General features: G+C 65.7%; 20 protein-coding genes and 1 pseudogene. 10 read left to right on the top strand and 11 right to left on the bottom strand.

Features of this window, described 5'->3' with window-relative positions; translation table 11 throughout:
• Positions 1–19 precede the first annotated feature (19 nt).
• Positions 20–1,588 carry a GMC family oxidoreductase gene (locus tag HNP02_RS18330; protein ID WP_184441038.1) on the bottom strand — a complete coding sequence of 523 codons (1,569 nt, stop codon included), beginning with the start codon at positions 1,586–1,588 and terminating at the stop codon, positions 20–22.
• A gap of 181 nt (positions 1,589–1,769) precedes the next feature.
• Positions 1,770–2,789, bottom strand: coding sequence for an aldo/keto reductase (locus tag HNP02_RS18325; protein WP_184441035.1), 1,020 nt, complete (start codon positions 2,787–2,789; stop codon positions 1,770–1,772).
• A 327-nt stretch (positions 2,790–3,116) separates the two neighbouring features.
• On the opposite strand from HNP02_RS18325, the gene HNP02_RS18320 reads away from it, so the two are divergent.
• Positions 3,117–3,950, top strand: a complete 834-nt coding sequence (locus HNP02_RS18320; protein ID WP_184441033.1) for a mycofactocin-coupled SDR family oxidoreductase — start codon at positions 3,117–3,119, stop codon at positions 3,948–3,950.
• A 4-nt stretch (positions 3,951–3,954) separates the two neighbouring features.
• Positions 3,955–4,227: pseudogene (locus HNP02_RS43740) on the top strand (WhiB family transcriptional regulator); the annotation flags it as partial.
• A gap of 63 nt (positions 4,228–4,290) precedes the next feature.
• Here the strand turns inward: HNP02_RS43740 and HNP02_RS42800 are convergent.
• Positions 4,291–5,196, bottom strand: coding sequence for an LLM class flavin-dependent oxidoreductase (locus HNP02_RS42800; RefSeq protein WP_255506657.1), 906 nt, complete (start codon positions 5,194–5,196; stop codon positions 4,291–4,293).
• Between the two features lie 607 nt (positions 5,197–5,803).
• On the opposite strand from HNP02_RS42800, the gene HNP02_RS18310 reads away from it, so the two are divergent.
• Both HNP02_RS18310 and HNP02_RS18305 read left to right on the top strand, forming a co-directional pair.
• On the top strand, positions 5,804–7,363 hold the full coding sequence (locus HNP02_RS18310) for a PucR family transcriptional regulator (RefSeq protein WP_221317737.1): 1,560 nt from the start codon (positions 5,804–5,806) through the stop codon (positions 7,361–7,363).
• Positions 7,364–7,515: 152 nt separating this feature from the next.
• Positions 7,516–8,700 carry an MFS transporter gene (locus HNP02_RS18305; protein ID WP_184441029.1) on the top strand — a complete coding sequence of 395 codons (1,185 nt, stop codon included), beginning with the start codon at positions 7,516–7,518 and terminating at the stop codon, positions 8,698–8,700.
• Between the two features lie 15 nt (positions 8,701–8,715).
• Here HNP02_RS18305 and HNP02_RS18300 read toward each other — a convergent pair whose 3' ends face one another.
• The 5 genes from HNP02_RS18300 to HNP02_RS18280 are packed head-to-tail and all read right to left on the bottom strand — an operon-like array spanning position 8,716 to position 14,779.
• Positions 8,716–10,185 carry a sodium:solute symporter gene (locus HNP02_RS18300; RefSeq protein ID WP_184441027.1) on the bottom strand — a complete coding sequence of 490 codons (1,470 nt, stop codon included), beginning with the start codon at positions 10,183–10,185 and terminating at the stop codon, positions 8,716–8,718.
• Complete coding sequence (locus HNP02_RS18295; protein WP_184441025.1) at positions 10,178–11,824, bottom strand: thiamine pyrophosphate-binding protein; 1,647 nt, start codon at positions 11,822–11,824, stop codon at positions 10,178–10,180. Before HNP02_RS18295 ends, HNP02_RS18300 begins: the two co-directional genes overlap by 8 nt.
• A complete protein-coding gene (gene speB, locus HNP02_RS18290) occupies positions 11,821–12,777 on the bottom strand; it encodes an agmatinase (protein ID WP_184441023.1) in 957 nt (318 codons plus the stop codon). Before speB ends, HNP02_RS18295 begins: the two co-directional genes overlap by 4 nt.
• Positions 12,774–14,363: a cytosine permease gene (locus HNP02_RS18285; protein ID WP_184441021.1), complete on the bottom strand. Its 1,590-nt coding sequence runs from the start codon at positions 14,361–14,363 to the stop codon at positions 12,774–12,776. The genes speB and HNP02_RS18285 overlap by 4 nt, the downstream gene beginning before the upstream one ends.
• A 17-nt stretch (positions 14,364–14,380) precedes the next feature.
• On the bottom strand, positions 14,381–14,779 hold the full coding sequence (locus tag HNP02_RS18280; RefSeq protein ID WP_184441019.1) for a nuclear transport factor 2 family protein: 399 nt from the start codon (positions 14,777–14,779) through the stop codon (positions 14,381–14,383).
• A 227-nt stretch (positions 14,780–15,006) separates the two neighbouring features.
• On the opposite strand from HNP02_RS18280, the gene HNP02_RS18275 reads away from it, so the two are divergent.
• Both HNP02_RS18275 and HNP02_RS18270 read left to right on the top strand, forming a co-directional pair.
• On the top strand, positions 15,007–15,903 hold the full coding sequence (locus HNP02_RS18275; RefSeq protein ID WP_184441017.1) for an Lrp/AsnC family transcriptional regulator: 897 nt from the start codon (positions 15,007–15,009) through the stop codon (positions 15,901–15,903).
• Positions 15,904–15,916: 13 nt separating this feature from the next.
• Complete coding sequence (locus tag HNP02_RS18270) at positions 15,917–18,316, top strand: AAA family ATPase (protein ID WP_184441015.1); 2,400 nt, start codon at positions 15,917–15,919, stop codon at positions 18,314–18,316.
• Here HNP02_RS18270 and HNP02_RS18265 read toward each other — a convergent pair.
• Both HNP02_RS18265 and HNP02_RS18260 read right to left on the bottom strand, forming a co-directional pair.
• Complete coding sequence (locus tag HNP02_RS18265; protein WP_184441014.1) at positions 18,313–19,161, bottom strand: metal-dependent hydrolase; 849 nt, start codon at positions 19,159–19,161, stop codon at positions 18,313–18,315. The genes HNP02_RS18270 and HNP02_RS18265 overlap by 4 nt on opposite strands.
• Positions 19,154–19,822 carry a TetR/AcrR family transcriptional regulator gene (locus HNP02_RS18260; RefSeq protein WP_184441012.1) on the bottom strand — a complete coding sequence of 223 codons (669 nt, stop codon included), beginning with the start codon at positions 19,820–19,822 and terminating at the stop codon, positions 19,154–19,156. The genes HNP02_RS18265 and HNP02_RS18260 overlap by 8 nt, the downstream gene beginning before the upstream one ends.
• A 106-nt stretch (positions 19,823–19,928) precedes the next feature.
• Between HNP02_RS18260 and HNP02_RS18255 the strand changes: the two genes are divergently transcribed.
• A complete protein-coding gene (locus HNP02_RS18255; RefSeq protein ID WP_184441010.1) occupies positions 19,929–20,579 on the top strand; it encodes a class I SAM-dependent methyltransferase in 651 nt (216 codons plus the stop codon).
• Here HNP02_RS18255 and HNP02_RS18250 read toward each other — a convergent pair.
• Positions 20,558–21,247 carry an AraC family transcriptional regulator gene (locus HNP02_RS18250; RefSeq protein ID WP_309241607.1) on the bottom strand — a complete coding sequence of 230 codons (690 nt, stop codon included), beginning with the start codon at positions 21,245–21,247 and terminating at the stop codon, positions 20,558–20,560. The genes HNP02_RS18255 and HNP02_RS18250 overlap by 22 nt on opposite strands.
• Positions 21,248–21,459: 212 nt before the next feature.
• Here HNP02_RS18250 and HNP02_RS18245 point away from each other — a divergent pair, with 212 nt between their 5' ends.
• The 3 genes from HNP02_RS18245 to HNP02_RS18235 are packed head-to-tail and all read left to right on the top strand — an operon-like array spanning position 21,460 to position 25,676.
• A complete protein-coding gene (locus HNP02_RS18245; RefSeq protein ID WP_184441008.1) occupies positions 21,460–22,326 on the top strand; it encodes a hypothetical protein in 867 nt (288 codons plus the stop codon).
• Position 22,327: 1 nt separating this feature from the next.
• Positions 22,328–23,158 carry an ABC transporter ATP-binding protein gene (locus tag HNP02_RS18240; protein WP_184441006.1) on the top strand — a complete coding sequence of 277 codons (831 nt, stop codon included), beginning with the start codon at positions 22,328–22,330 and terminating at the stop codon, positions 23,156–23,158.
• A 4-nt stretch (positions 23,159–23,162) separates the two neighbouring features.
• On the top strand, positions 23,163–25,676 hold the full coding sequence (locus tag HNP02_RS18235; protein ID WP_184441004.1) for an FtsX-like permease family protein: 2,514 nt from the start codon (positions 23,163–23,165) through the stop codon (positions 25,674–25,676).
• Positions 25,677–25,724 lie beyond the last annotated feature (48 nt).

Raw genomic sequence — 25,724 nt, 5'->3', positions numbered from 1 at the left:
ATCGAGGGTTGAGTACTGGTCATCCGGCCGCAAGAGCACGGCGGTCGAGGCTGCATGCCGCAATCGTCGGAGCGACTCGGAACGCGTTGGCCGCGATCGTCAATGCCGGGTTCATCACCGGCAGGGACGGAAAGAACGCCGAGTCCACGACGAATAGATTGTCGACGTCGTGAGTTCGACAGGTGGCGTCGAGGACCGAGGTGGACGGGTCGTCGCCGGCCCGTACGGTCCCTGCTTGATGCGAGTTGACCTCGATGCCGGTGCCCGCGGAGAACACGACCGGATAGCCCATCTTGCGCACCAGCTTGGTGGTCTCGCGGACTAGAACCTGGTGTGCCCGAACGTTGTTGGGGACCCATGCGATTTCGATACCGCCATCGGGGCGCAGACCTACCCTGTTGTTCGGGTCGGGCAGATCCTCTGTGAACAGCCACCAGTCGGTACTGCGCCTGGTCGCCATGTTCAGCGCCCAGAGCGGCATCCGTGGCAGCTGTCCCTTGACCATCGCACCTTGGAGTTTGCCGATCAGTTGTACGTGGCCAAGCGGATACGGGTGATCCGGCGTTCCACGCAAGTAGAAGTCGTTGAAGTACAGCGTCTTCTGAAACACCGAGGTGTTTCTCCGGAATGGGTTGATGCCGACCAGGATCGAGTTGTTGTGGACCATGTAGTTGCGGCCGACTTGGTCGGAAGAATTCGCGAGTCCACGCGGGTGGTGTTCGTCGGCGGAGCGCAGCAGCAGCGCGGCTGAGTTGACGGCACCGCACGACACGACGACGGCACCCGCGCCGACGGTCGTGACCGTGCCTGCGATGCGACACTCGACGCCGGTGGCATGCCTACCCGTTGGGTCAGTCAGCACTCGATCGACCAGGGCGCCCGTGACGAGTTCGACGGCGCCACTCGCGACTGCCGGCCGCACACAGCAGACGTCGGCGTCGGACTTGGCGAGGGTTCGGCACGGAAAGCCGTCGCACGTCGCACAGCGGATGCACGAACCGCCCTGTTGCAGATCGACGCCGAGCGGGATGGTCGACGGGGTCATTCCGAGCTTTCGCAGCTTCTCCGCTGCTGCTTGAACCGGCGGTTCGTGACCAAGACCAGGGAAGGGAAAGGGGTCGCTGCGATCCAGGGTCGGATCATCGAGCTCACCGTGCACCTTGAAGACCTGCTCGGCGTGCCGGTAGTGCGGGGCGAGCTCTTCGTAGTCGAACGGCCAGGCGGGCGATTCTCCGTCTTGATGGGTGGCACAGCGGAAGTCCTCACGGCGAAAACGCACCAACGAAGATCCATAGAACTTGGTGTTGCCGCCCACGTAGTAATAGGTGCCCGGGCTGAAGGGGCTGCCGTCGACGTCGTACCAGTCCTCGGCGTTCTTGTAGCGGCCCTGCGCGAAAACTGCGTCAGGATCCCAATTCTGCGGTTCCTGTGGCACGAATCCGCCACGTTCGAGGAGCAACACACTGATCCCGGCGTCCTTGAGCGCGAAGGCGAGCGTGCCGCCGCCCATGCCGCTGCCGACGATGACCACGTCGTAGTGTTCGCGTGACGGCCGGGAATTGCTCACTGGCAGGGCATCGACGACCATGGGTCTCGGTTCCTTTCCGATGGGCTGAGTTGTCTCGAGTCGGCGTGGGCTGCAGATCGCCTTGGCAACGCTCGGTGGCTTGCTGATCTTCAGCATTGCGCATCGGACTCGGATTCATCAGACCCAAGCCGCGCAGCCAATCGCGTTGCCGTGTTACATCATGTGCACCGCGTCGGACGTATCAGGACTGCGGGATGGGGGCGTCAGAGCGGATCAGGTCGGCGGCTCGCAGGTCGTCCCACAGCTCGCCGGGCACGCTCGACTCGAACAGTTCCGCGTTGCGGGTCTGCTGCTTCTCGTCTCGCGCGCCGATGCATGCACTGACGACCACGGGGTGTGCGTAGGCGAATTGCACAGCGACCGCAGCCAAGGGCACATCGTGGCGCCGGCAGACATCCTGAAGTTGTTTCGCTCTCGCCAGGATGTTCGCGTCTGCAGCCGCGTAATTGAAGCGGGCACCGGAGATGGGGCCGGTCGCAAGAACCCCGCTGTTGTAGACGCCGCCGAGCACGATGCCGACGCCCTGTTGCTCACAGATCGGGAAGAGCTCGTCAAGTGGCTCCTGCTCGAGCAGCGTGTACCGCCCGGCGAGAAGGCACACGTCGACGTCCGTGGACTTGATCGCTTCGATCATCAGGTCGGTCTCGTTGATGCCGAACCCAATTGCCTTGACCACCTGCTGTTCGCGCAGGGACTCCAGTGCGGGGAAGGCGCTGACGATGGCTTGATGAAACAGTTCCGGCGCGGCCGAACCGTGTGTGTAGCGGTCGCAGTCGTGGATGAACAGGACATCGAAGTGATCGGTGAGCATGCGCTGCATGCTCTGCTCGACCGCGCGCATCACCCCGTCGTAGGAGTAGTCGTAGCCCGCGACGAGCGGAGGGATGTCGAGGTACTGGCCGTTCGTCGACGGAGCGTCCAGCATCGGGGTGAGGACGCGGCCCACCTTCGTCGACAGCACCAACTCCTTGCGGTCACGGCGACGGAGTGCGTGGCCGAGCCGGTGTTCGCTGAGGCCGTTGCCGTATCCGGGTGCGGTGTCGAAGTACCTGATGCCTTGGTCCCACGCCTGCGAGACCATGTCCTGGGCGTCGGCATCGCTGAACACCCCGTTGTAGTTTCCGATCGGCGCCCCGCCGTAGCCAAGAGCGGTAAAGGTCAGACCTGATCGTGCATTGACCTTGGTGTCGGAAACCAACATGTCAGATCCTCACCTCGTCGTTGTCGCAGCACCGGTCACGATGGCGAAAACTGCTATCGTGCAGGCTTTTCGAGCCTAGCCATTCCGGAGGTGGGGAAGCCCTACCCAGTACGCGAAATAGCAGGCACTTCGACTGCACGAAGTGTGCCGGAAGTGCCCGCGGAGACGGCTGCCGCGCGCAACGTCGTGTTGGCTCGGCTCGGCACACGAACTGTGCAATACCCGATGAGCGACTGCGCATTGTGCGTCTGTCAGGCATCGGACGCCGTTGAAAGGATCAACCCATGCAGCGCATCTCGTCGCCGCGCAAGAGAAGGAATCGAACTCATGGGCCAGCTTGACGGCAAGGTAGCGTTCATCACGGGAATCGCCAGGGGACAGGGGCGGTCTCACGCGCTGACCCTTGCGCGCGAGGGTGCGGACATCATCGGCTTGGACATCTGCACGAAGCCGGCCTCCACGCCGTATCCGGGGGCCTCGCCCGCAGACCTCGACGAGACGATTCGCCTCGTCGAGGAGGTTGGTCGCAAGATCGTCGCGGAGCAGGCGGACGTTCGCGACCTGGCGCAGGTGCAGGCGGTCTTCGATCGTGGCATCGCGCACTTCGGCCGTGTGGACATCGTGCTCCCCAACGCCGGAATCTGTGCAGGCGGCCTGACATGGGAGATCACGCCCGAGGCGTGGCAGGAGATGCTCGACGTCAACCTCACCGGGCCCTGGAACACCGTGCGGGTGGCGCTTCCGACGATGATCGAACAAGGCGACGGTGGCTCCATCGTGTTCACCGGGTCCGTCGATGCCCTCAAGGGATCGGCGAACATCTCGTCCTACGCCGCGTCCAAGCACGGCGTGACGGGTCTCATGAGGTCGCTGGCCAACGAAGTGGGCCAGTACGGGATCCGCGTCAATTCCATCAATCCCGGTCACGTCGACACGGACATGCTCGGAAACGACTTCGTGTGGCGCTTGTTCCGCCCTGACCTCGATGCACCTACGAAGGACGACGTGATCGGGTCCTTCACTGGTACCAACCTGTTGCCCGTTCCGTGGATGCAACCCGAGGACATCAGCAACGCCATCCTCTACCTGGTCTCCGATGCGGGCCGTTACGCCACTGGCACGACGCAGTTGTTGGACTCGGGTTTCCTGGCCAAGTCGTAGCTGAGTGGTCAGCCGGCCCCGCCCGCGCGAGAGCGGGCCCTCCCGCGCCCTCGCGCTGCCCCCGCCGCTGAGCCCGGCATGGAATTGGCAGTTGCTGGCCAGTTGCCGTGGGTATCCCGTGCAGTTCTTCTTTCCCGAACAAGTGCGAGGAATCGCGCTCATCGAGCAGGAAGCCACGGCGAAACGGATCTGCGTTGACTGCCCCGTCCTAACGCAGTGCCGCGACCACGCTCTGCGCGTCCCAGAGACGTGGGGCATTTGGGGCGCACCAGGGCGAGCGAAGCGACGGGAGAAGCGACGACACCGCGCGAACGGGGCATCCAGCGCTGACCGCAGCATCTCACGCAGATTGGACAGGGAGGACTTCTTGCCCGAATATTTCGATCTGCTCTTCCTCGGTACCGTGGATCGGTTGCAGAACAACGGAGTTGGCGCCAGAGGCCAACAGCTTGTCGATGGCGGCGCGGCAATCCTGCTCGTCGCCGGCAACGGTCAGACTTCGAATCACGTCAGGATGGCAGTCCGATCCGCGCAGTGATCCGAGTTGCGCTGCGAGATAGGGCTTTTGCAATGCCTTTTCTACGGTGGGCCGCAACGCTTCAAGCCCGCGCTCACCATCCTCGGTGTCGAGATTGGACCAAACGAACACGGTGATGCGGGCGTCGGGCCCGAGCGTGCGTCGGACCTCGGCGACGTAGTCCGGCGAAGATCCCTCTGCCAGGATCACCCCGAGCCCGAGAGCGCGCGCCAACTCGATGCCCTTCGGGCCCCGTACGCCCAAGCTGATGGCCGGCGCACGCTCGGGTGGATGGGTCAGCGACACCGAGTCGAGGTGTACGTGCTCTCCGTCGTAGGTGACTTCCTTGCCGTCGAGGAGATCTCGCACCGTCTCCGAGACTTCCCTGAGGCAGGCCATGAGACTTGCCGGGTGCTGGCCGACCTGCCTCAGCCATGCGGGCATGCCGTGGCCGATGCCTGCATGGAATCGACCGCCGGATAGCCGGGCAACCGAAGCGAACTCCATCGCCAGATACATCGGGTTCCGCACGGCCGCAGGTGCGATACCCAGGCCGACCTCGAGTTGAGTGGTCACGGCCAGCGCGCCTGCGACCTGAGCGATGCCGCCGGCCAGCGCCAGGTCCTCGCACACCCACAGTTCGGAGAAGCCCGCCACTTCAGCCGATCGAGCGAGCTGAAGCACGTCCTCGGTGGCACGTGCATCGATCTTGAACCCAATTGCGGGCATGGGGATCCCTTCTTCTGGCGCCGACGCCGACAAGCCTCGAACGGTTGGTCAACTTGCCCAAGTTATCGATGGCACAGCACCCAGGTAAGACCCAACATGTGCATTCCGGTTACCGGACGATGCACGGTTCGCACGGCTAAAGGAGGCCGAAAAGCCTGGTGCCCGACACGAATAGAACTAGTCTCGAAGTGTCGGGATTGACGTCCGTCGACGTTCCGACAAGGCGAGCGGAAGGCGGCGATCACGTGTTCTGGAGCCGTGTTGGTAGAACTCGACGACGTGGTACATGGTGGAAGAGGCTCGACGCCTACTTGAGTAGTTGCGACAGCCTGAAGTACTCCTCGGCGGGGTACGCCCAGGTGGCTGCGATGTACCGAACCGACGACGGGCCTGCCGAGCAGTAGTCACGGGATCCGCACGCCGCGATCTGGTGTTCACGAGATCCATTGGTGGGAGAAGGCGTCTCGCGTCGTACCAGTCTTGCCGTCGGTGAGGACGTCGCTCAAAGCCCGCCTCCGGACACGTCGCGCCAGTAGTCTCAAGATGAGCAAGAAACACCAACGAGCCTGCACACTGCGGCAGCGAAGGCCTGGTTCACGTCATGTCAATGTCCATCGAAACTGCACTGCAGCTAGAGGTCTTTACCCGCGTTCCGCAAACGGTGTATGCCGGGCGCCGCAATTTCGACCGTCCAGTGCGATGGGTGCATCCAACGGAGATCCCCGACATCGCTCAATTCCTCAGCGGGGGCGAGATGCTCCTTACCGCAGGCTTGGGCATTGGCGACACTGCGGAGAGGCAGCGTCAGTACGTTCACGACATCGACGATGCACACGCGTCGGTGCTGATCGTGGAGTTGAGCGGACGGGCCTTCGACATGATGCCGGATGCACTCGTCGAAGCCGCCAACGAACGGGAGTTTCCTCTGGTGGGACTGGCGGGTGAATTGCCGTTCGTCGAGGTATCAGCCCAGGTCCACGAATCCATCATCGATCAGCGTGTTCTCGACCTGAGCACCTACGAGCGGCTCAACGGCACCTTCATGCAGCTCCTGCTGGCCGGCCGTGACCACGTGCATTTCACCGACGCCTTGGCCAGCGAGGTGGGTCGGCCCGTGGTGTTGGAGGACTCTTCCCGGCAGGTGGTCGCGTATTCGGGGAGCTCTGACCTTGGCGACCTCGCCCTGAGGGAGTGGGAGCGGCACTCGCGGATCGATCATGATGCAGCAACCGCGAGCAGCGGCAGCGCCAATCACGCCGACATCTGCACCCGCAAGGCGGTGGTCCTTCGCGGGGAGCGTTGGGGATGGCTGCACGTCCTGCACGGCGGCGAGCCGATCGTCGGAACGGCGGGGTACGCCATCGACCGGGCTGCGGACGGCATCGCCATCGCCTTGCTGGGTGCCCGAGAGAGCGGCGCTCGCTCCGCACAGCGACAAAACGCCCTCATCAGTCGGCTATTGCTCGGTGACATCTCCGGCGACGCGTTCGTCACCCGCGCTTTGCGGATCGGCAGGGACCTGCGGGACCGCGACCTGCTGGTGGTGTCGGTGTGCAAAGAGTCGACCGGCACGAACTCGGGCGAGGATGCCATGGAGGAGTTGTGCCGTTCGCTGCGGGTGCCCGCGGTGGTCGCCGACCTCGGCGAGCACACGTTGGTCATCATGGGCCTGTCCCGGACCAGGTCGGAGAAGCAAGTAGTCGAGCACCTGACTGCACTGGACGTGCGTGCCGGTGTCAGTCGCCCGGTCAGCGCGAGTCAGCTGCCTGCCGCGGTCGAACAAGCGCGTAGCGCGGCATCGGTGGCGTTGGCGAAGCCGGACAAGGCGGTACACCGGTTCGACGAACTTGGGGTATTACGACTGCTGGCTTCACTGGCCGGGGGACCCGAATTGGCCCGCTACATCGAGGATGAGCTGGGCCCGGTGCTCAAACACGACGCCAAGGCGACCAACCCGCTCCTGCCGACTTTGCGCACGTATTTGTCGTGTGACGGGAAGAAGTCGCAAGCCGCCCAGTTGCTATTCATCCAGCGGCGGACGCTGTATTACCGGCTCGAGCGGATCGAGAGCTTGCTTGGGCGCTCGATGGACGACCCCGACAATCGTCAGGCGTTGGTATTCGCAGTCCGAGGACATGACCTGTTGCAGCGTGAGGTCCGCCAGTGAGGCTGGACCGTCACCCATTTCACGATTTGTGCATTGGGCCGTCGCGGAGTTCTCCTTATGACCATGTCATCTGACGGCCGCCACGCATAGCTTGGAGGTGGCCGAGCTGCGGATGCACATCATTGCCGTGACGACCAACGGGAGCGCTTAGGATGACCCAGCCTGTTCAGGCGCGGCCACTGACACGGGCCCGTTACGCCGTGTTCGCCCTGTTCGCGTCCTTCGGGGTCGTGCTGTCCACCTGGGCCGTGCATCTGCCGGTGCTGCAGCACAACGTGGGATTGTCCAACGCCATGCTGGGCACGGTATTGCTGATCCTCGGTGCGGGATCGCTGGTGGGCATGCAGCTCAGTGGAGCGCTGGTCGATCGCGTCGGCAGTGGTCGCGTTGCCACGATCGCCGGCGTGGTGTTGGCGGCCGCGATCACGCTACCGCTGAATGCCTCTACGCTCGCGCAGGCCATCGCCGGGGCATTCGTGCTTGGCGTAGCTGCGGGTTGTGCCGACGTTGGAATGAATGCGCTCGCCGTCAGCGTTGAGCGCGATTACGGCCGACCGATCATGGCGTCGTTTCATGCGATGTTCTCCATCGGTACCGTCGTCGGATCCTTGCTCGGCGCAGCCGGATTCGCGTTGCGGCTAGGGATCCTTGCGATGACGGCGATGATCGCGATCATCTGTCTGGTGATCGTCGGGTCCGCATTCTGGGCACTACGCAACCATCAGGAACGCTCGTCCGGCGGTCACCTCGATGAGGCGTCAGTGCCCATCGCCCCGACACCTGAGCGCCACCGCCAACGGGTCATCCTGCTCGGGATGCTGGCCTTCCTGTTCTTCCTGTCAGAGGGTTCGGCGATGGACTGGAGCAGCCTGCACGCTCAACAACATCTCGGCGCGCCCCCCTCGCTGGCGGCGTTGGCGGTCGGATCATTCGTGATGGCCATGACTGCATCGCGTTTCGCGGTGGACCGCGTTGCCCAAGCAATTGGCCCGGTGTGGGTCCTCAGGGGTGGCGCGGTACTCGCAATGGTCGGCATGCTGACCGTCATCCTCGCCCCCGACCTACCCGTCGTGCTGGTGGGCTGGGCCTTGTTCGGCGTGGGGCTGGCGGGTGGGTTGCCCCAGGTGTTCACTGCCGCAGGCAATCTCGGCGGCCCCACATCCGGGCGCACACTGTCGCGAGTCGTGGGGGTGGGGTACCTGGCGATCCTGGGTGGGCCCGCACTCATTGGTTGGATGGTGGAATTGGTGTCGTGGACGGGCGCGCTTCTGGTGCCGTTGTGCGCCATGCTGGTATGTGTCCTGACGGCACCGGTCGTGGCCCGCGCCAAGGTCTGAGCGCGGGCCCGCGCCCTACGACGCAACCGGCTCCGTGGCCGCGTCACGCCCCGCCAACCGGTCGTCCCACACCTGGAGCACGTCGGCCGGGGTCCGCTCGGTCAGCAGGCTGGCGACGACGTAGGCCACCAGGCTCGCGGCCAACCCGTAGTAGATCGGCTCGTTGGCGAGCACGTCGCCAACCGCGAACATGGTCCCGAGGGTGACGACGGTGCCGACGCCCATCGACCACAGCGCACCGGTGCCCGTCGCGCGCTTCCACAGGAAACCGCCGAGGATGGCCACCAACAGGCCGCCGACCAAGATGTCGTAGGCAACCGTCAGCGCGGACACCACGTCGTTGAGCAGAGCGGCGATCACGATGACGGCGATACCGAGCACCACCACGTAGAGCCGATCCGAGTGCACGTCGCGTTCCGCGCTCTGCTCCTGCGGGGCGTCGCGCCCAATCAGCCTGAGCAGCAACGGCTTCACATCGGTCTTCGCCACCGTCGCCGTGGCGATCAGTGCCCCCGACGCCGTCGACATCATCGCCGCGACGGCGGCCGCCAGCACGATGCCACTGATGCCGACCGGCAGGATCGTCTCGGCAATCTGGGCGTAGACGTCGTCCTTGGCCTTCACGTCGGGCAGGAACGTCGACGCGGCCATGCCGATGACGGCGCCTGCGACGCCGTACAGCACGCAGTACAGCGCCGCCGTGGTGCCGCCCCACTTGGCGACCCCGGGTGAGCGGGCGGTGAATACCCGCTGCCAAATGTCTTGGCCGATCAGCATTCCGAAGCTGTAGACGACGAAGAACGTGATGATCGTCGGGATGCCGATCGCGCCGAGGTCGAAGACGGTGTCGCCTGCGCGTTCCCTGATGCCGTCGAAGCCGCCGGCCTTGTTCCAGGTGAACGGCAGCAGCAGGAAGAAGATGCCGATGGTCTTGAGCACGAACTGCACCATGTCGGTCAACGTGATCGACCACATGCCGCCGATCGAGGAGTAGAGCATGACGATCGCACCACCGATGATCACCGACAGCGTGCGATTGGTGTTGAACAGCACGTTGAAGACCGTCGCGTAGGCGATCGTCGACGTCACCGACAACATCAACGTGTAGGCGACCATGACGATCCCCGACGCGGCCGTGGCGTCGACGCCGTACCGCAGTTTGAGCATCTGCGCGACGGTGTAGACCTTGAGTCGCTGAATGCGCCCGGCGAAGACCAGGCTCAGCAGCAGCAGGCCGACGGCGATCGACACGACCAGCCACATGCCCGAGATGCCGTACTTGTACCCGAGGCCGACACCGCCGACCGTGGATGCGCCGCCAAGGACGACGGCGGCCATGGTGCCGGTGTACAGGGCTGGGCCGAGCCGCCGCCCGGCGACGAGGAAGTCGGCCGAGTCCTTCGTCCTCGACTTACCCCAGAAACCGAAGGCGAGCATCGACACGAGATAGAAGACGATGATGGCGATGTCGATGGGTTTACCCATGATGTGACTCCTCGAGATGGGTGGGGGCTGACTTCGGGAGGTGGGTGGGCGAAAACATGTGCAGTAGTGCGGGAAGGACGACCACGGCCGGACCGGGCGTGGTGAAGGTGCCTGCGACGATCTCGCCGACCGTGTCGAGCGTCGCCACGTGGGCCGGGATTCCGAAACTCGCTGCCAGGGCGGCGAAGTCGGGTCGTGACAGTTCGGTCGCCGTGGCTTGGCCGAACGCGTCGGTCATGTATTCGCGCAGGATCCCGTAGCCGCCGTCGTCGACGATCAGCCACGTGACGTCGGCGTCGTGCTGGCGGGCCGTCGCCAGTTCGGCGATCGAGTACATGGCGCCGCCGTCACCGGAGACGGCGAACGTCCGCTCACCGGAACCGATCGCCGCGGCGATCGCTGCCGGATAGCCGAACCCGAGCCCACCCGCGCCCTGCGCGGAATGGAATTCACCGTCGAGCGGATCCCACGCCGACCATGCCCAGTACGCGGCAATCGTCATGTCCCAGAACGTGTGCGCGGCAGCGGGGACGGCGGCCCGCAGGTCGCGGATCAGGGCCAGTTCTGTGCCGAGGTCCTGTTCGGCGAGCCTGCGCTGCACCGACGTTCGCAGTTCTGCTGCCGCCCGCTCGCCAGCGCTGCGATCCCGCTGCGAGACCTGTTTGGCCATCGCCTCCAGAGCCAATGCCGCGTCGGCGTGGATGCCGAGGCCGGGGTGGTTGGCTTCGAGCACCCGTGGTTCGGCGTCGACGTGGATGAGCCGGCCCTTCGGGCGGAAGGTGAAGTAGTTGCTCGTCACCTCACCCATCGCGGTGCCGACGGCCAGGAGCACGTCGGCGTCCTCCAGCAGCTGGGTGGTGTACCGGTCCTCGATCCACGATGCCGCCGACAGCGGGTGGTCGAAGCGGATGGCGCCCTTGCCTCCGACGGTCGAGACCACGGGCGCGCCAAGCCGTTCGGCGAGTGCGGTCAGCGCGGCGGATCCGCCAGGTGAGCGGCGCACACCGCCGCCTGCAAGGATCACCGGTCGCGACGCGGCGTCGAGCAGCGCCGCGGCCTCGGTGATGAGTTCGGCGCGGGGTGGACGTTCGGCGATCTGCGTCACCACCGTGGTGACCGGCGGTACGTCGGTGACGTCGAGCAGCACGTCCTGCGGGATCTCCACCCACGTGGGGCCTGCGGGCGCGGACTGGGCGAGCGCAAACGCGTCGGCCAGCAGGCTCGGGATCTCGGCGCCCCTGCGGACGACGGCCGTGCTCTTGGTGACGTTGATGGCGCTGCGCTGTTGGTCGTCGAGCTGGTGCAGCATGCCGCGGCGGAGGCCGAGCCCGTCGCGAGGCACCTGGCTGGTGATGACCAGCAGCGGCACACCCGTCGCGTACGCCTCCTGGAGCGCACCGAGTGCGGTCAGCGCGCCGGGGCCGGTGGACAGGAATATCACACCGACTTCGCCTGTGGCCCTGGCGTATCCGTCGGCGCCGAACGCGGAGTTGTTCTCGATGCGCGAGCTGACGAACGTCAGGTCGCTGCGCCGAATCGCGTCGAACAATCCGAGCGCATGCTGACCGGGGATGCCGAAGACGTGCGAAACCCCCAGCGCCGCCAGTGTTTCGACGACGACGTCGCCACCGTTTCTCACTTGACCGACTCCTCGTGCTGCAACGCCAGCAGCGACACCAGGTCGTAGGCGACGTGTGCGGCGGCCACACCCGTGATCTCGGCGTGGTCGTAGGCGGGAGCGACCTCGACGACGTCGGCGCCGACGAGGTTCAGCCCGCGGAAACCCCGCAGAATCTCGAGCAATTCGCGGCTGGTGATGCCACCGGCCTCCGGGGTACCGGTGCCTGGTGCGTGCGCGGGATCGAGGACGTCGATGTCGATCGAGACGTACACCGGTCGGTCGCCGAGGCGCTGCCGCAACTTGTCGATGATCTCGACCACGCCCTGGTAGTACACGTCCGAGGAGGTGACGATGCCGAATCCGAACCGCCGGTCGTCCTCCAGGTCCTTCTTGCCGTAGAGCGGTCCGCGGGTGCCGACGTGGCTGAGCGCCTCGGTGTCGACGATGCCCTCCTCGACCGCCCGCCGGAACGGCGTCCCGTGGGTGTACTCGGCTCCGAAGTAGGTGTCCCAGGTGTCGAGGTGCGCGTCGAAGTGCACCAGCGCGACGGGGCCGTGCCGGTGCGCGGCGGCCCGGAGCAGAGGAAGGGCGATGGTGTGATCGCCGCCGATCGTGACGAGCCGGGTGCCGTCGGCGGTCAGCTCGATCGCGGCGGCCTCGATGGTCTCGATCGCCTCGTGAATGTTGAACGGGTTCACCGCGATGTCGCCTGCGTCGGCGACCTGGGCGACCTCGAACGGCGAGACGTCCATTGCGGGGTTGTACGGCCGTAGCAGGCGTGATGACTCGCGCACGTGCGTCGGCCCGAACCGGGCTCCGGGCCGGTAGGACACCCCGGAGTCGAACGGCACACCTGCCACGACGATGTCGGCGCGCGGCACCTGATCGAGGCGGGGGAGCCGGGCGAACGATGCCGGGCCTGCGAATCGCGGCGTCTTGGAGGCGTCGATGGGGCCGACGTTGGTGGTCATGCCGGTACTTCCTCAGTGGTAGTTGCGATTTCGGGATCCTCGGTCGACACGATGGGCGTATTGGCCGGTGGCCCAACGGGAACGGCACGGGGACCGTCGGGGCCGAACGCGTCGGCCGGTTCGGGGAAGGCCAAGAGCAGCACCGGGTACAGCACGGCCGCGAGTCCGAGACCGACCGGGATGCTCAGGTCGATTCCGTTGGCCAGGTTGCCGAGCGGGCCGACGAACTGACCGGGAACGTTGACGAAGCAGATGCTCATCACAGCCGAGACGAGCCAGGCGCCGAGCCCGCGCCAGTTCCAGCCGTGGTTGAACCAGTACCGGCCACCGCGCTGGCGGCGGTTGAACACCTGCAGCGCGTCGGAGTCATACCAGCCGCGGCGGACGAACCAGCCGATCATCATCACGACCATCCATGGCGCCGTGCAGGTGACGATCAGAACGGCGAACGTCGAAATGCTTTGCACCACATTGAAGGCGAACCTGCCGACGAAGATGAACGCGATCGCGATGACGCCGATGAACACCGTCGCCTGCACGCGGTTGAACCGGGGGAACACGCTGGAGAAGTCCAAGCCGGTGCCGTACAGCGCGGTGGTACCGGTGGACATGCCGCCGATCAGGGCGATCAGGCACACCGGGACGAAGTACCAGCCCGGCGAGACGGCAAGCAGACCGCCGACGTAGTTGCCATCGTCCATGAACGACGACGCATTGGTGGCGACGACCGTGGCGGTGACCAGACCGAACAGGAACGGCACCAAGGTCGCAAGCTGAGCCAGGAACGCCGCGGACATCGACTTCCACGCAGGCGTCTCACGCGGGATGTAGCGCGCCCAGTCTCCGAGGAACGCACCGAACGAGACGGGGTTCGACATCACGATCAACGCCGCACCGACGAACGACGGCCAGAACAAGGCGTTGGTGGCGGCCTCGGCGCCTGGGCCGTAGATGCCCGCGTAACCGGGGTCGAAGGTGCCTGCGAAGGCGAAGATGCCGAGCAGGAACAGCACCGTCGCGGCGATGACGGCGATCTTGTTGACCAGCAGCATGAACCGGAACCCGTAGATGCAGACCACCAGGACCAGCAGCGCGAAGATGCCGTAGGCGGTGGCGACGGTGAAGTTGTTGTCCGGCAGTCCGATTGCGCGGTTCGCGCCACCGACGAGCACGTCGCCGGAGCTCCAGACCGAGATGGAGAAGAACGCGATGGCGGTCAGCAGCGACAGGAAGGATCCGATGACGCGGCCGTGCACCCCGAGATGCGCCGACGACGACACCGCGTTGTTGGTGCCGTTGCGCGGGCCGAACAACGCCATCGGCGCCAGGATCGTCGCACCAGCGACCAGCCCGAGGAGCGTGGCGAGCAGTGCATCGCGGAAGGACAGCCCGAAGATGATCGGAAAGCTGCCGAGAACGACGGTCGCGATGGTGTTCGCGCCGCCGAACACCAAGCGGAACAGATCCAGCGGCCGCGCGGTGCGCTCGGCGTCGGGGATCGGCTCAACGCCGTGCACCTCGACGTCGGTGATCTTCGGGGGAGTCGCGAGGGACTCGCGCTGCTCGCCGTCGGTGGTGGAGGACATCGTGGGATCCGTTCTGCTCAGGCGCCTGCGGGCATGGGCGAGAGGTGCTCGTGCACGGCGAGGAGGCGATCGCCGTCGACTACGAAGACGATGGACTCGCGCTCGCGCAGGGTGGTCTCCTCACCGTCGGCCGAGGTGACGGTGTCGCAGGTGTGCGTGAGCACGGCGAAGTTCCCGTAGATCTGAACCAGACGATCGCTGCTGATGCAGGACACCACCCGCCACCCGGAGTCGAGCCACGACGCCCACACCGTCTCGTAGGCGGCGCGGTCGCCGAAGCGGCTGCTCTCGGGGTGGAACACGAACGTCGCGTCCGGGGTGAAGCAGGCGAAGTAGGCCGCCGTGTCGTTGGCCGCGAACGCCGCGATGAGTTCGTCTGTTGCAGTCAAAACCTGGTCGCTGGTCAGCGTCGCCATAGAAGCCCCGTGTCTGTGAAGGTCCTGGGTATGTGTTGCAGATCACTGTAGGGCCGGTGATATGACCGCACAAGCAGTTCGTTCGTTACGGACACATTTCTGATCACGATGTGCCAGCATTTAGTGGATCATCCGCACAAACATGGCAAATCAAATGGATCTGATGATCGATTAGTCGGGCGATCCGGGTCTAAAAATCTTTCGACGAATTTTGGCGGGAGGCCGCGATGGACGAGGTCGACGAGGCAATCGTGGCGTTGTTGGAGGTCGACGGGCGCCTGACTCACCGTGACATCGCCCGCGCGATCGGCCTGTCCCGCTCGACGGCGGCCCTCCGCGTGCAGCGGCTGCTCACCAGCGGCCAGGTCGTCGTTCGCGGGGTCGTTCATCCCGCCGTGATCGGTCGCGGTTCGTTGGCCCACGTCGGTCTCGCCGTGCGGGGGCGGGCCGCGCCACTGGCCGCGGAGATCGCCCGGCGCGACGACGTGCCGTTCCTGTCGCTGACCAGTGGGCAGTACGGGTTGGTGGCCGAGGTACGCGCCGCATCCCCGCGCGACGTCGATCGCTCGATCTCCGAGCTGCGTTCATTGGACGGGGTGATGGGCGTGGACACGCTCACCTACGTCGAGGTGGTCCGCGACGTGATCGGCCCGGTCGGCGACGTGAGCACCGACGTCGACGCCGTCGACCTGGCCCTGTTGCGTGCGCTCCAGGACGACGGCCGGGCGTCCTACGTCGACCTCGCCGAGGTGGTGGGCCTCTCGGCTGCCGGAGCCCGCCGGCGCGTCGTCCGGCTGGTCGAATCGCAGGTCGTGCGCGTCGGCGCGGTCGTGCGGCACTCCGGGCAGGATCGGCAAAGCGCCATGGGTCTCGGCATCCGACTCGCCGGAGACCACCGCGAGGTCGTCGACGAGCTCAAGGCCATGTCGTCGGTGATCTTCGTGGCTCGCACGCTCGGGCGGTTCGACGTGCTCGTCACGGTGCGCGCATTCTCGGCCGCACAGCTGGTCGAGCTACTCGACACCGTGCGAGCCCTGCCAGGCGTCAACGGGATCGACAGCTGGGCACACCTTCAGGTCGTCAAGGAGAGTTACGCGTCAGGACTCGGCGACCCGGCGGTGTGACATCGTCATCGACATGGCGGTACAAGAGGTGCGGAGTTCGCAGCTCGTCCTGACCGACGAATTCAAGGATGCGCTCGCGCTGCTCGGTGGCGGACGGCACGTGTTCCTCACCGGCAAGGCGGGCACGGGCAAGTCGACGCTGATCCGTCGTTTCATCTCCGAGACCGACCGCAACGTCGTCGTCGTCGCCCCCACCGGCATCGCCGCACTGAACGTCGACGGCTACACCATCCACCGGCTTTTCAGCTTCTCGACGACGACCAGTCTCGACGACGTCCGCACCGGCCGGTACTACCCCGGCCGGTTCGCGAAGATCCTCGGCTCGCTGGACACCTTGATCGTCGACGAGGCATCGATGGTGCGCGCCGACCTGTTCGACCAGGTGGCCGCGGCGCTGATGCGATTCGGTCCCGTGCCCGGCACTCCGTTCGGCGGTGTGCAGATCGTGCTCGTTGGCGACCTCTACCAGCTGCCGCCCGTCGTGCACGAGGCGGAGGCCGGGTACCTGAACGCCCGTTACGCGACGCCGTACTTCTTCTCTGCTGACAGCTTTCGGTCAGAGGACTTCCCGACGGTTGCTCTGACCACGGTGTTCCGCCAGCAGGGTGACGACCGAATGGCCGCAATTCTCAACGAGATTCGCGAAGGCGTCCTCGTTGGGCATGCGCGTGATCAGCTGAACGCACGCACGGACCCGGACTTCGAACCGCCCGATGACGAGTTCTGGCTCACGCTGGCGCCGACCAACCGACTGGTGACCGCAAGGAACCGGCAGCGCCTCGAGCGGCTGCCAGGCGACGAGATCACCTACCTCGCATCGCGATCCGGCGACCTCAGCCTGTTCGACCCACCCGTCGAAGAGACCCTGCGCTTCAAGATCGGCGCGCAGATCATGATGCTCAACAACGATCAGTTCGATCGGTGGGTCAACGGCACCCTTGGTCGGGTGACCGCCGCTCGCCTTGACGACGGACTGGTCGTCACGGTGGAGTTCACCAACGGCGATACCGCGGACGTCAGGCCCTACACCTGGGAGGCGACGCGTCCGGTCGTCGATGGGGGAGCGCTGCGCCGCGAGGTGATCGGCACCTACACCCAGCTGCCGTTCAAACTGGCGTGGGCGATCACCATCCACAAGAGCCAGGGCCAGACGCTCGACCGCATGGTCGTCGACTTGAGCGGCGGCATGTTCTCGTTCGGTCAGCTCTACGTCGCGCTCAGCCGGTGCACGTCGATGAGCGGGCTGGTGCTCAAACGTCCTGTGCTGCCGAAGGATTTGAGGACCGACAAGCGCGTCGTCCGGTTCCTGCGGCAGGCGGTCGCCGACGAACGATCCCGCCGGTACTGCGGGATCGGCATCCTGACCGTCGGCGACGAGGGCCGGATGTCGCGGCCCCGACCCGTCGAGTTCGCGGTGGCGTTCGACGACGGCACCGCGGTCAGCACGCTGATCAACCCGCAGCGCGACCTTGCCGACGCGCGGCAGGCCTACGGCATCACGGTGTCCGACGTGCTGCTGGCGCCCACGCTGGCGGAGGCATGGGAGGTCATCGCACCGATGCTGGCAGGCTGCACTCCGGTCGGCGTCGGGATCGACGAGACGCTCGGCCTCATCGACTTCGAACTCAAGCGGCTCGGTCTCGTCGTGCCAACGCCGCTGGGCGCCGACGTGCCGCACTCGGTGCTCGGCGCCGAGCACCGTCGAGGCTTGGCGGCAGGCACGGCGCTGGAGCGGGCCCGCGCTGCGCTCGACGCGTTCTCCCAAACGGACTCAGCGGATTCGGGTGCTTCGGCTTTCGACGAGCCCGAGGCCAGCGAGTCGTTCTCTGGACACCTCGTCAGTCGCAACCGCGAGGTGGCAACACCGGCATCGGCTCACCTGCCGGGTCTTTCGGCACTGCTCGACGTCAGCCGCCGCGTCGGCGCGACCGTGCTGGGGCTCGCAGGGGACGATGACGGTGGTCTGGACACGCCGTGGCATCTGGCGGCCCGGCAGTCGGTGGCCGACCAGTTGCGCGCCGCCGCTTCGCGGGTGCCCATGACCGTGGAGGCCGTTGGCCGGCTGCGCGCGGTCGAAGAGTCGCTGAGAGTGGCGATCATCGACGATTCGGTCGAGGCGGCACTCGCAGGTGATGACATCGCGGCCATCCTGGTGCCGGGCGCTCGCGTGTGCTTCACCGGCACTGCCGAAGACGCTCGGGGCCGCATCGTCGACCGCGAGGAGATGCAGCGCCTGGCGGCGTCGGCAGGGCTGGTGGCCGTGCCGTCGGTGACCAAGACGCGCTGCGAGGTCCTGATCACCGCCGAGGTCGGCACCCAGTCGGGCAAGGCGCGCAAGGCACTCGAGTGGGGCAAGCCCGTGTTCTCGGCTGCGGAGTTCTTCGCGTGGCTCGCCGAGGGCGAACGCCGCTAGGCCATGTTGGCGGTGAGCTGCCCGGCCTCCCCGAACAATTCGGGCTGCCAACGCTCGAGTAGGGCGGAGTTGTCGACGTCGTTCGGGTGGAAACCCACCTTGTTGTATTGCCGAAATCGCTTGCGCACAGAGCGTTTCAGGAACGGTGAACGGCGCAGGCCCCAGAGACTGCGAACGAGCCGGACGGGGTTGTAAGTGCTGCGGTCGCGCAGCAGTGACAGCGTGGTGAACAACACGATGCTGCCGAAGAAGGTCAACGTGACCAACCGCATCGTCCAGATGCGGCGCCGTTCGGAACCACCAACGGCCCGGTACACGTCGAAGGCCACCGCGCGATGCTCGGACTCCTCATAGGCATGCCACAACAACATCTTTCGCACCTCGGTAGACCCCAGCAGGGCCTGCGCATCCTCGTCGCCGAGGAGTGATTCGGCGAAGACAGCGGTGAAGTGCTCCAAGGCTGCCGTCATGGCAAGGCAGGTCAGCGGCGAGAACATGCGCTCGTCCCGGAGCAGCGCCCGTGTGGTCATCCGGTCGTTGAACGTGGTGGGATAGCCCATCTCCTGTAGCCGTTCATTGAGCGCCACGTGCTCGCGGCTGTGAGTCACTTCCTGCCCGATGAAGCCCTTCACCTGTTCCTTGAGCACCGGGTCGGTCACCTGATCGGCGTGGCGGCGCACCGACCGGACGAAGAAGTCCTCGCCCTCGGGGAACGTGGAGGAAAGGTAGGCGACGATGTGGCTCATCAACAGATCGCCCTGGACGTAGTGCCGCCGCAGCCCGCCCTCGGGATAGTCGAAGTGGATGCGGCGTGCGCGGATCGGTGGCGTGTTCGTTTCAGTCATGATCAGGTCCTGTTCCTGGGATCGGACTCCCCATGGAGGGGTCCAGTTGGGTCAACATCGCGATGAAGAACGCGCGCACCTCGGCGACCCGCTCGCGCTGGGCCCGCTGGGTCATGTCGTAAAGGCCGAGTCCGTCGTACACAGCGGTGACGGTCCGTAACAGCACGGCTGCATGGGGTTTGGCTGCCAACTCTGGGATCACCTCGCCAGCCGACTTGAGCAGTACCTCGCTGTACACGTCGTCCCAGTTCGACATCAGCGCACGCAGTTCGGAGTCATGCCGCGCCGCGATCGACAACTCCATCAAGGCCCGGCATTCGGGTTGCTCATAGAACGACCACAAGATGTCGAGTGCGGCCAGCGGTGTCCGATCCTTCGGGTCGAGGCGGGCCATCCGCGATTCGAAATCGGCGGCGCGTTTGTCGACCAACTGGCCTGCTGCGGCATTCACCAGCGCCGCCTTCGTCGGAAAGTGGTGTGCAAGTGCTCCACGGGACACCTTGGCCCGACGAACGACGTCGTTGGTGGAGGTCGCGGCGTAGCCCTTGTCGGCGATGCACCAGATCACGGCCTCCAACAACCGCAACCGCATGGCCTCCACCCGCTCCGCGCGGGGGATGCGAACCCGTTCGTCGGCGTGCCGCCTCCGAGCTCTGGTCATGCCACGAAAGTACTGCGATTTTCACAAACAGGCAAGCCTGCCTGTTTGTGATGCGACAAGCGATTCGTTCAAGACCGCATCACGTCGAGCGGGCGAGACTACGGAGATGAGCACGCAATCGTTCACTCCGGCGCTCGGCCGGGTCGCACCAGCAAGGTTCTTCGATTTCGTCGTTGCGCTGACCCGTGAGCGACTGTGGCGTGCGCTGGCCGCCATGTACGTGGCACCGCAGCCCGGCGACGTGATCGCCGACATCGGTTGCGGCACTGGATCACTGGCGTTGTTGTTGAGTCGAGTGGAGCCAGGCGCTCGGATCGTCGGCGTGGACCCGGACCCCGAGGTGCTTGCCGTGGCACGGCGCAAGGCCGCCGCCGATGCGGGGGTGGAATGGCGCGTCGGCATGGGTGACGCCTTGGTGGATTCGCTCGGAGCGAGCTCCGTGGACACCGTCGTGTCCAGCCTGGTGCTCCATCAATGCCCGCTGCCGATGAAGAAGGCAGTGCTCGCGTCGATGTTCGCGGTGCTGAAGCCCGGCGGAAGGCTGGTGATCGCCGACTACGGCTTGCAGCGAACGACTTTGATGCGCCAGGCCTTTCGCATCGTGCAGCTCGCCGACGGCAAGGAGGACACCCAGCCCAACGCCGACGGTGCCCTTCCTGGCCTGATGTCCGATGCCGGGTTTCGCGACGTGCGCGAGGTCGAGGTGGTGTCCACGGTCAGCGGCTCGATCTCGGTCTACGTTGCGCGCAAGGACTGACCGCGCAGAAGCGGTAGCACCACGGCAGGGGTGAGCCCCATCATCTCCCGCATCTGGCGGGTCAGGTGCGCCTGATCGGCGAAGCCCGCCGTGCTCGCCGCGTCGGCCAGCGTCTGGCCCGCCTGCAGCGCCTCGGCCGCGCGCCGCAGCCGAGTCCATACCCGCCAGCGCGCCAGCGGCATGGCCAATTGATCCCGCGCCAGCGCGCGCAGGCGCTGCGGTGAGAGCCCGACGTCCGCGGCCAGGCTCGGCAACGATGCACTGCGGTCGCTCAACGCAGTCAGCGTCTGTACCAGGCGTGGGTCGAGTTGGCTGGACGGTCGAACGCCCGCAAGGCGGACGTCATCCTCACGCAGATCGCGCAGTTCGGGGGCCGCGGTGATGCCGGTTCCGTGGCGTTCGCGCAACCGGTCGGCGAATACGCAGTGTGGCTCGACGAAGTAGGTCAGCACGTCAGGGGTGGCCTGCAGGCAGTGCGGCTCCATCGGCGCCACGACCAGTGCCGCGGCCCGGTGTTCGATGCCCGACGCGTCCACGATGGCAACCTCGCCCTGCATGCCGATGGCGATCTGGAAGGCGGCGTGCCGGTGCACGTGGCCGGTCGTCGTCGCGCCCCGGTACACGGCAAAGCCCGCTCCGATGGAGAAGCGAGGCACCAGTCCGTCCACCTGTCCGCCTCCTTGTAACCGCCGACACGATGATCGCACCTGCCGAAATATCAGTTGTTACAAAGGCAATGCAGAGGCTATTCACATCGGTCGGCGCTTGCGTCTGGTGGCGCAGGGTGGCATGGTCGCGACTAACCCATCCGACCTGGGTGGTTTCTTGGGTGGCGATCCGGCCGCCGATCAACTTTGGTTCAAGGTGGAGTCCCGCCCCAGTGACTGACCCTGCTCGTTTCGCGTACCGGCAGAAGTCGGTCGCCGAGACATCTGACCCGCCGGCAGGCAAGCAGCTCACTCGCTCACCGCAGCTGTATGCCTACGACCTGTCAGATGCCGAGCGGAACGAGCTCACGCGGGAATTCCTCGGGGCGAAGGCCCTTCTCGTTCGCGACCGGTTCGCATGTTTTCAGATAGAGGGAACCGACCCCTTTGCAAACATCGCCCGCCAGGTCGAGCGCGAGGTCTTCGAGGACACGTGGGGCAACGATTCGGTGACCATGAAGACGGAATACGGCCCCTACGACGAGAGCAGTGTTTTCTTCGTCGTCATGGATACGAAGTCGAAGGTGCCTGCGGGCGTGCTGCGCATGATCCGCAACTCGCCTGCTGGTCTCAAGACGATCGTCGACCTGGACGACGTCATCAAGTCTCCGATTGCCCCGATCACCATCGCTGCCGACGACATCATGCGGCACCACGGAATTGACGACCTCGATCGGTGCTGGGACGGCGCAACCGCGGCAATACCGCGTCGCTACCGGCGCAAGCTGGCGGCCGTACACGTGCAGATCTTGCGCGTCGTGGGTGCGGCGGCAATTCGCGAGGACATTCAGCACTTCGTTGCGGTGTTGGATGCGCCCGTCTTTAGAGCGGCGCGAGACGTGCTTGGACTGCCCCTCGTTCCGCTGGCAGGCACGCCACCGTTCACGCACATGGATGCGCCAGACAACCAGGCGGTCTATGCGCACGTGTCGTCGCTCCTGAGTAGCACACTCACGGGGAATCGCAAGGTCGGTCAGAAGGTCAGGGACTGCTTTGCCGAGAGAGCCTTCCCTGGTCTGGAAATTGCCCTCGAGAAGTGATGTGGCTCTAACCGTCGATCTCATCGATGTCGTGCGGGAGTACCGCGCGGGTGGACACACGGTCCGTGCCCTGGACGGGCTCACCCTGCGGATCAACGGCGGCCAGTTCACGTCGATCGTGGGTCCGTCGGGTGCGGGCAAGAGCACGTTGATGCATCTTCTTGGCGCGCTGGACGTGCCCGATTCGGGTTCCATCCGGTACGACGGTGTCGACATCGCAGGGATGACCGACGATCAGCAGTCGACGTTCCGCCGCAGGAAGGTGGGGTTCGTCTTCCAGTTCTTCAACCTCTTGCCGACACTCACCGCATGGGAGAATGTTGCGGTCCCCATGTTGCTGGACGGAAAGAAGCTACGCGACGTGAGACGGGATGCCATCGAGCTACTCGAGCTCGTCGGCCTCGGAAATCGCACGAATCATCGTCCGGCCGAGTTGTCCGGCGGGCAGATGCAACGAGTTGCCGTGGCGCGCGCGCTGATGATGGACCCACTGCTCATTCTGGCCGACGAACCGACCGGGAACTTGGATTCGGCGACCGGCTCGGCCATCCTGGAACTGCTGAACGACGTCGCGCACGACGTCCGCGTCGAGCGCGCAGTCGTGATGGTGACGCACAACCTCCAGGCTGCCGCGGCTACCGACCGTGTGATCACACTGCAGGACGGCGCACTGAAGTCCGACGTGCTAGTGCGACAGCCGCTGTGGGCCGGTCGGCACACGGCGGACCTGCATGCCGAGCCGACGACAGACCGCATCGTCGCGCTGCACAACAGAAACCTGCCCGACCTGGGTCCGCCGCGGAGCGGTCGTCACGCGGCACACCGGTTGTAGCGCAATGCTTCCCGCAGTATTCAGCCGACTGAGGGTGCTCAATGTCCGCGAACTGCGGACACATTGGGGACGCGCGGTGGCGACGGTGTCCGTGGTTGCGGTCTCTGCCGCACTGCTCGTCGCGGTGCTGGGCGTATCGGGCTCGATCACGGGCTCCATCAATCGTCTGGCCACCAGCATCGGCGGTGACGCGAATCTCGAGGTGTCCGGCATCACCGACGACGGGTTCGACGAGTCGCTGCTCGACGCGGTCACCGGTGTCGCGGACGTCGCCGCGGCCGTGCCGATGGTGCGAATACGGGCAACTGTCGACTCAACCCCTGCCCTGGTGCTCGGCCTTGGTCAGAACGCTTCCGAACTGCATTCCGATCTGCAGTCGGCGATCAAGGATCAGCTCGACGCGGGTTCGCCTGTAACCGGTGCGACCGACGGTGTGATCGTGGGTGCGGGCCTCGGGCTTGCCAAGGGTGAGCAGTTCGACGTCGGATCGACGCGAGTCACCGCCGTTGCGGTCGTGGACGGACCCGCCGCGCGGCGATTGAACGACGCGCACTTCGTGATCGCACCGCTCACACTCGCGCAACGGATTTCGGGCCGCGAGGGTCGACTCGATTCCATCTTGATCTTCACTACACCGGGTGCGGACCCCGCGCAGGTGCGGTCCGCGGTGACCACGGCGATCGGCGGGCGTGCCGTCGTGGCCACGCCAAGTTTTCGGGCCGCCCAGGCCGGCAGCTCGTTCGCGATTCTGCAGGCGATGACGCTGCTCGCGGCGTCTGTCTCCCTGGTGGTGGCGGCGTTCCTGAGCTACAACGCGATGAGTATCGCCATCGCGCAGCGCAGGCCCGCCATCTCGACGATGCGGGCACTCGGCGGCAAGCGCCGGACCATCGTGGCCGACATGTTGGTCGAGGCTGCTCTGCTGGGCTTGCTCGGTGGCGCCATCGGCTCGATATTCGGAGTCGTCATCGGCCGTCTCGCGATCGGTCGGCTGCCCTCGACGATGGTCCAGTCGTTGGATGCGCGAATCGAATACGTCCTGGCGCCCTATGTCGTGCCAGCGGCCATCGCTGCGGCCGTCATTGCGAGCGTGACGGCCTCGGCACTGGCCGCCCGACAGGTGTACGGCGTCACCCCGGTCGAGGCTTTGGCGTCGTGCGGCGTCGCGACGTCGGAGGCAGGCTCGAGTCGGCTTCGGATCGTCGGAGGCATCGCAGGCATCATCCTGCTCGTCGCGACAGTCCTCATCGTGACCGCTGACCTGGGCAATATCGCCGTCGTCTCAATTGCCTTGGCGTTCATCGGCGCTAGCGCGATCTGCTTCGCCTTGTCGGGGCCCATCATTCGATGCGCCGCGGGGGTGGCTCGGCTGTTCGGCAGCGCAGGCGTCCTCGGCGCGGCCACGATCGAGCGTGCACCGCGACGGATGTGGGTCGCCATGATGACCGTGCTGACGGCCGTGGTCACTACGGTCGCCGTCACCGGAGCGACCGGTAATGCCGTCGACTCGACCGTCGCGTCATTCGCTTCGATCGGGCATGCTGATGCGTGGGTCAGTTCAGCGGCGGCCACCGACTTCTCGACCACGCTGCTTCCACCGGACACCGAGTCCAGGGTGCGGGCCGTGCCCGGCGTCGCGAGAGTGGTGCCGGACCAGATGGCGTTCGCCACAGTCGGCGAAACCCGGGTCATGCTGCTCGGCATCGCACCAGGCTCTCATCGGGACATCTACGCATCCATGTCGGCGCGGGATCGCAAAAAGCTGCTCGCAGGAGAGGGCGTCGCGCTGTCGCGTGACCTCGGTCATGCGATGGGCGTCTCGGACGGAGACGAGGTCACCTTGCAGACGCCGACCGGTGCGCACCGTGTGGAGGTACTCGAGCTCGTTCCGTACTTCTCAGGGCTCACCGGCACGATCGCCATGAGCCTGGACTCGATGCAGGGCTGGTTTCTCCGGCCTGGTGCCAGTGACCTCGAGGTCACCGTGGCCCCAGGCGCCGATCCGCAGGCAGTGCGGGCGGCGATACGCCGTGCCGTGTCAAAGGATGCCGTGTCAAAGGATGCGTTCGTCTACTCCGGCGACGAGGCGCTGGCTGGCGTCAGCAGCGCGCTCGATCAGGTGATCGCCGTCATCATGATCATCGCGTGGATCGTCGTGGTGGTATCTGCGGTCACCCTGCTCAATACGCTGATGCTCTCGGTGCTGGACCGTCGCCGCGAGATAGGTGTGCTGCGCGCGATGGGCGCCGACCGCGTCTTCACGCTCAAGGCGATTCTCGCCGAAGCGGCAGGCATTGGCATCGTCGGCGGACTCTTGGGACTGCTCATCGGCGTCGCGATTCAATACTTGATCTCCCGCGCCCTGACGAACGTGCTCAGCATCGACGTCGCGTGGCGGGTGAGTCCGGCGATGATCGCCATCAGCGTGGGCGCACTGGTGATATGCCTACTGGGATCGGTGCCGCCCGCGCTGCGCGCCGCCCGCCTCAACATCGTTGCGGCGATCAACGCCGACTGACTGCGGCGACGCCGTGACGGGCCGCCGCCACGAGGCAGGTGTGCAGAT

It is taken from the genome of Mycobacterium sp. AZCC_0083, assembly GCF_014202335.1.
Classification (GTDB): domain Bacteria; phylum Actinomycetota; class Actinomycetes; order Mycobacteriales; family Mycobacteriaceae; genus Mycobacterium.
The sequence above is the reverse complement of the archived record's forward strand: the minus strand, read 5'-3'. Positions and strand labels throughout refer to the sequence as shown.

Bases quoted from the DNA above. Each gene is read 5' to 3' on its own strand.
- HNP02_RS18330 (WP_184441038.1), bottom strand. From the start codon at position 1,588: ATGGTCGTCGATGCCCTGCCAGTGAGCAATTCCCGGCCGTCACGCGAA.
- HNP02_RS18325 (WP_184441035.1), bottom strand. From the start codon at position 2,789: ATGTTGGTTTCCGACACCAAGGTCAATGCACGATCAGGTCTGACCTTT.
- HNP02_RS18320 (WP_184441033.1), top strand. From the start codon at position 3,117: ATGGGCCAGCTTGACGGCAAGGTAGCGTTCATCACGGGAATCGCCAGG.
- HNP02_RS42800 (WP_255506657.1), bottom strand. From the start codon at position 5,196: ATGCCCGCAATTGGGTTCAAGATCGATGCACGTGCCACCGAGGACGTG.
- HNP02_RS18310 (WP_221317737.1), top strand. From the start codon at position 5,804: ATGTCCATCGAAACTGCACTGCAGCTAGAGGTCTTTACCCGCGTTCCG.
- HNP02_RS18305 (WP_184441029.1), top strand. From the start codon at position 7,516: ATGACCCAGCCTGTTCAGGCGCGGCCACTGACACGGGCCCGTTACGCC.
- HNP02_RS18300 (WP_184441027.1), bottom strand. From the start codon at position 10,185: ATGGGTAAACCCATCGACATCGCCATCATCGTCTTCTATCTCGTGTCG.
- speB (WP_184441023.1), bottom strand. From the start codon at position 12,777: ATGACCACCAACGTCGGCCCCATCGACGCCTCCAAGACGCCGCGATTC.
- HNP02_RS18285 (WP_184441021.1), bottom strand. From the start codon at position 14,363: ATGTCCTCCACCACCGACGGCGAGCAGCGCGAGTCCCTCGCGACTCCC.
- HNP02_RS18280 (WP_184441019.1), bottom strand. From the start codon at position 14,779: ATGGCGACGCTGACCAGCGACCAGGTTTTGACTGCAACAGACGAACTC.
- HNP02_RS18275 (WP_184441017.1), top strand. From the start codon at position 15,007: ATGGACGAGGTCGACGAGGCAATCGTGGCGTTGTTGGAGGTCGACGGG.
- HNP02_RS18270 (WP_184441015.1), top strand. From the start codon at position 15,917: ATGGCGGTACAAGAGGTGCGGAGTTCGCAGCTCGTCCTGACCGACGAA.
- HNP02_RS18265 (WP_184441014.1), bottom strand. From the start codon at position 19,161: ATGACTGAAACGAACACGCCACCGATCCGCGCACGCCGCATCCACTTC.
- HNP02_RS18260 (WP_184441012.1), bottom strand. From the start codon at position 19,822: ATGACCAGAGCTCGGAGGCGGCACGCCGACGAACGGGTTCGCATCCCC.
- HNP02_RS18255 (WP_184441010.1), top strand. From the start codon at position 19,929: ATGAGCACGCAATCGTTCACTCCGGCGCTCGGCCGGGTCGCACCAGCA.
- HNP02_RS18235 (WP_184441004.1), top strand. From the start codon at position 23,163: ATGCTTCCCGCAGTATTCAGCCGACTGAGGGTGCTCAATGTCCGCGAA.